Origin of the sequence: Mesorhizobium sp. M0060, from assembly GCF_040323155.1 — a bacterium.
Lineage (GTDB): Bacteria > Pseudomonadota > Alphaproteobacteria > Rhizobiales > Rhizobiaceae > Mesorhizobium.
In genome coordinates, this window is the sequence record NZ_JAMYUP010000124.1 from 1 (window position 1) to 5,081 (window position 5,081).

A 5,081-nucleotide genomic window follows, 5' to 3' on the forward strand; every position below is an offset into this window, starting at 1 on the left:
GGTTATGGCCGCGGTGGAGGCGTGCCGGACCGCGGCCCTGGGCGGTCACGCCGAACACTGCGCCGACTGCGGTCTCGTGCGGCAAGCCTATAACTCCTGCCGCCACCGTCACTGCCCCAAGATCCTATGGGCTGGTGGATAGCGACCTGCCGTCGGCAGAATGGCGTTGCTAAACCCACTCATTCTGGAGACGACAATGCAACAGGTTGCAAATCGGCCGGAACCGGCCGCTATCCGCATTGATCTTGGCGCGATCTTTGTTTCGATGGAACTGTCTCGATCAAGTTGGCTGATCACTTCACTGTCGCCGGGTGGCGGGGAGAAGATGTCCAAGCATTCTCTGCGGGGCGGGCACGTTGCGGGACTCCTGGAGCTGTTTGCGACGCTCCAGGAAAAGGCTCGGGCACGAACCGGCGAGCGCTTCCGGATTATTGTCATTCAGGAAGCTGGACTAGACGGCTTCTGAATCCATCGGGTGCTTCAGGGCGAAGCGATCGAGAGCCACGTGGTCGACGCCGCCTCGATCCTGGTGTCACGGCGGCGCCGACGGGCGAAGACCGATAAGATCGACGGCGAGACCCTGGTACGGACCTTGCTGGCCTACAAGCGTGGCGAGCCGCGGGTCTGCTCCATGGTCAGGCCGCCGACCCCCGAGGAAGAGGATCGCCGCCGACTCTGCCGGGAGCGCAAGACGCTGATAGCCGAGCGGGTGGAGCACGTCAACCGGATCAAGGGGCTGCTGTTCGCCCAGGGCGTCGGTGACTATGAGCCGCTGCGTCGCGACCGACGCGCCAGGCTCAAGGATCTGCAAACGGGTGATGGTCGCGCCTTACCTTTCCACCTGAAGGCACAGGTTGTGCGTGAGCTCGACCGGCTTGAGCTGATCCTGGAGCAGTTGCAAAAGGTCGAGGCGGCGCGCGACGATCTGCTGTTGGATCGGGCCAAGGCGAACGACCCGGCGCCGGTGGTGAGACTGCTGCAGCTGAAGGGGGTGGGCGCTGAGTTCGCCAACGTACTCTGGTCTGAAGGTCTTTATCGTCATTTCGACAATCGAAGGCAGCTTGCGGCCTATGCCGGGCTTGCGCCAACGCCCTGGCAGAGCGGTTCTGTCGATCATGAGCAAGGCGTCTCAAAAGCGGGCAATCCGCGGCTGAGAGGAACGATGGTGCAGATGGCCTGGCTGTGGCTGCGACACCAACCAGACTCGGCCCTCAGCCAGTGGTTCAAACAGCGGGTCGAGCGCAACGGTGGGCGGCTGCGTAAGCCGCTAATCGTCGCCTTGGCACGTAAACTGCTGGTCGCACTGTGGCAGTATGCGACCGCCGGAGTGGTGATGGAGGGCGCCATCATAAAGCCGACCTGATCTGAAGCCAACCAAACCTCTTTCGCCATCTGACGGGGCCTGATCAGCCCCGGCGGATCCAGGTGGACGAACCGGCCTGGCATATGGTCTCAACAACCGCCCCTAAGAATGGTCACGTCCTCCTGAGCCTAGCCGCCGTATGCGGGATAAGGGTGCAGCCGCCCTGGGGCGGCGACCGTATGTGAGTTTCAACCGAGCCAGAAATGCTCGTATTGGAAACAGGCTCAACCTCGGATCCGTAGCAACTCCAGGAGATAATCCATGAAGCCGTAAGCCGTACACAATCCGGTTGACCCGAGTCCGCCCATGTGAGTGCCAGGGCCTAGCCCGCGCCCAGTGGCTGGCCGAGCGGCAGGCTGAGCTGCTGCCGGTCCCATACTTCCACGTGGTCTTCACCGTCCCGGCCCAGATCGCTGAGATCGCCTTCCAGAACAAGGCGGCGGTCTATACGATCCTGTTCAAGGCCGCATCCGAAGCCTTGAGGGTGGCGGCGGCCGATCCCAGGCATCTGGGCGCCGAGATCGGCATGGTCGCCGTGCTTCATACTTGGGGTCAAAATCTCCACCATCATCCGCATGTCCACTGCCTCGTGCCGGGCGGCGGCCTGTCGCTCGAGCCTGCCACGGCGAAGGCCGGGGACCAGCGATGGATCGCCTGCCGGCCGGGATTTTTCCTGCCCGTGCGGGTTCTGTCGCGCCTGTTCAGGCGGCTATTCCTGGGGCGCCTGCAGGACGCCTTCGACGCCGGCCAGCTTCGCTTCTTCAGCGATCTCGCCAGCCTGGCCGACCCTGCCACTTTCTGCGCCCAACTGACTGGACTGAAGCGGATCGAATGGGTCGTCTACGCCAAGCCCCCGTTCGGCGGTCCCGAACAGGTCCTCGCCTATCTGGGCCGCTACACCCATCGCGTCGCCATCGCCAACAGCCGCCTCGTGAGCCTGGACCAGGGAAAGGTCAGCTTCCGCTGGAAGGACTATCGCCACCACGACAAGTCCAAGCACAAGCTCATGACCTTAAGCGCCGACGAGTTCATCCGGCGCTTCCTGCTGCACGCTCTTCCAGACGGATTCCATCGCATCCGCCATTACGGCCTCCTCGCCAACGGCCACCGCGTCGCCAAGCTCGCCCAGTGCCGTCTTCTTCTGGCGGCGCCCACGCCGCTGACGCCGGACCCGACCGCCGACTATCGCCAGCGTTACCGCTGTCTCACAGGGCGCTCCCTGAACATCTGTCCGGGCTGCGGCGGCGCCATGGCCTCGCTCGGCCCGATCCCGCGCAAGGCCCCGACCTGGCCAGACACCTCATGACACGCTGCGCACCGACACGCTCGCACCGTCCATCCCGGCGTCTGCTACAGTCGCCGAAGGGCCTTTGCGCGCCGCTAGTCAAAGTCGCAGCCTGGCTGTCGCCAGCAACGCTGCACCTCAGCGTCAACGACCCAATGGCGCCGTCTCTCGCGTCGCAGATGGTCCTGCATCGCGACGACGGGCGACTGCCCAAGAGCGATCGGCGAGCCCGCTCCGGCGCCTCGGACACACTGTCGAGCCCTAAATCCCCATAGCCCCGCCCGCCATCCCGCGGTTCAGTTCAATCAGGCTTCAATGTAGTCGCGACCCGTGCGAGCCCGTACCATCGCGCCCGCGACCACACAGAACCCTCCAGATTCACTTCCTGTAGGAGGTGATTTGCCATGCCCAAGCCCTATTCGCTCGATTTGCGTGAACGTGTTGTGCGGTTTGTCGAGGCTGGCCACTCGCGGCGTGCGGCGGCGGCACATTTTGGGGTGTCGGTTTCGTTTGTCGTGATCCTGATGAGGAACTATCGAAAGACCGAGAGCCTGGCGCCCAAGGCCAGCGGTGGCCGCCGCCATTCCAAGCTCGACCCGCATCGTGCGTTCCTGCTTGGCCGTGTGGCCGAGAAGGATGACATCACTATGCCGGAGCTTGCCGCCGAGCTGGTTACTGCTGCCGGCGTCCAGGTCGCTCCTGCCCCGATCTCGCGCTGGCTCATCAGGAATGGCTATCGCTTCAAAAAAAACGCTGCTGGCCAGCGAGCAAGATCGTCCCGACGTCAGCAAGGCGCGGCAGGAGTGGCAGACCAGGCGCCAGCCGCGGATGCAGCTTGAGCCACATCGGCTGGTGTTCATCGACGAAACCGGAACCACTACGAAGATGACACGTCTGCGCGGCCGCTGCCTAAAGGGCCAACGGCTGCGCTCAAAGGCACCGTTCGGGCATTGGAAGACGCAGACCTTCATCGCCGGGTTGCGCTGTCATGGGCTCACGGCCCCTTTTGTTATCGACGCGCCGATGAACCGGCGCATCTTCGAAACCTATGTCGAAACGCAGCTCGCTCCGACGCTGGCAAAGGGCGATGTCGTCATCCTCGACAATCTCGCTGCCCACAAGAGCCCGGCCGCCGAGGCAGCGATCCGGGCCAGAGGCGCATGGCTGCTCTTCCTGCCGCCCTACAGCCCAGATCTCAATCCCATCGAAATGGCATTCGCCAAGCTCAAGGCGCACCTGCGCGCAAAGGCCATCAGAACCATCGACGCCCTGTGGCAGGCCATTGGCGATATCTGCAATCTCTTCTCTCCAACAGAATGCAGAAATTACTTCGCAGCCGCAGGGTATGGACTCACATGAAAGTCCGCCGCTCTAGGGCAGGAGCAGCCCGCCATCAATGTGTATCGCCTGGCCGGTAATGTGCCGCGCGGCGCGCGATAGCAGAAAGGCAACGAGTTCCGCGATATCTTGGGGCTCCCCCAGACGGCCGTTCGGTGAGGCGGCGCGCGCGCTTTCCCAGGCGACGGTCGACGTTGCAGCATGCCGGCACGGGTCCTTTCGGACAAAGCCCGGCACCACGCAGTTCACGGTAACCCCAGCGGGCGCGAGTTGGACCGCCAAGGATTTGGCAAGGGCTTCGAGCGCAGCCTTCGCAGCGCTGGTGGCGGGAAAATGCACATTGTTCTTACCGAAGGAGTGAGCGACAAAAGAGCTAACGGCAACGATACGACCCTGCGGCGATGTGCACAGGTCCGGTAGAGCTGTTTTTGCAAGGTGGAAAAAGGCGACCGGCATTGATGCGAAAGCAGATTGCAGCTCATGAGATTCGAGCGAATCGAATGTTGCGCTTTGCGCTTTGCCTGCGTTCGAAACTAACTGGTCGACTCTTCCGAAAATGGCTCTCGCCTTCTGGACCAGCCCGACCGGTACTGAGGGGTCGGCAAGGTCACCCAGTTCTATAGCGACTTCGGCGCCTTGGCTTCGTGCCGCGCTCGCTACAGCGTTAAGTCCTTCAAGGTTGCCGCGCGTATGTAACATGAGGCGAACACCAGGGGCGGCGATGCGTCTAACAAAGGCGGCGCCAATGCCACTTGCTGCGCCCGTTACAAGTATGGAGGTCCGAAATTCATAGCATGCCCTGAATTGGATGAACGGTGCTCATACGAACACCACGACATCGGCCGCGGTCACTCAGCCGATCTTTTATGGCGAAACCATTTTGCGATGGCATATGAAGCGAGTTAGCCCCCGCGCACTCGTGGTTTGTAGGATGCTCCGACCAGCTTGGACCGGTCGCTTTTCATCGCTGTTTCGCCGATTCTCCAATTTCTCCCGCAAACACCGGTGGCCGCCTTGTAGACCAGGGAATGGCCTGCTCCAGTTCGTGGGCAACACGAACCAGGGTCGCCTCGTCGCCGAAGCGAGCGACGATCT

At 62.5% G+C, this 5,081-nt stretch carries 2 protein-coding genes and 3 pseudogenes; 4 read left to right on the forward strand and 1 reads right to left on the reverse strand.

What is annotated here, in order from left to right; translation table 11 throughout:
• From NKJ94_RS36835 to NKJ94_RS36850, 4 genes and pseudogenes are all read left to right on the forward strand, one after another.
• Positions 1–121 (forward strand): annotated as a pseudogene (locus tag NKJ94_RS36835) (transposase zinc-binding domain-containing protein); the annotation flags it as partial.
• Between the two features lie 75 nt (positions 122–196).
• A pseudogene (locus NKJ94_RS36840) lies at positions 197–1,363 on the forward strand (IS110 family RNA-guided transposase).
• 295 nt (positions 1,364–1,658) lie between these two features.
• A pseudogene (locus NKJ94_RS36845) lies at positions 1,659–2,669 on the forward strand (IS91 family transposase); the annotation flags it as partial.
• A 383-nt stretch (positions 2,670–3,052) separates the two neighbouring features.
• Positions 3,053–4,007 (forward strand): IS630 family transposase gene (locus NKJ94_RS36850; protein WP_352532630.1). Its coding sequence is split into 2 segments (ribosomal slippage): positions 3,053–3,372 and positions 3,371–4,007, totalling 957 coding nucleotides; the frame shifts between segments, so codons are not numbered across the junction.
• A 12-nt stretch (positions 4,008–4,019) separates the two neighbouring features.
• On the opposite strand, the gene NKJ94_RS36855 is transcribed toward NKJ94_RS36850, so the two are convergent.
• Positions 4,020–4,760 carry an SDR family NAD(P)-dependent oxidoreductase gene (locus NKJ94_RS36855; RefSeq protein WP_352532632.1) on the reverse strand — a complete coding sequence of 247 codons (741 nt, stop codon included), beginning with the start codon at positions 4,758–4,760 and terminating at the stop codon, positions 4,020–4,022.
• Between the last annotated feature and the right edge of the window lie 321 nt (positions 4,761–5,081).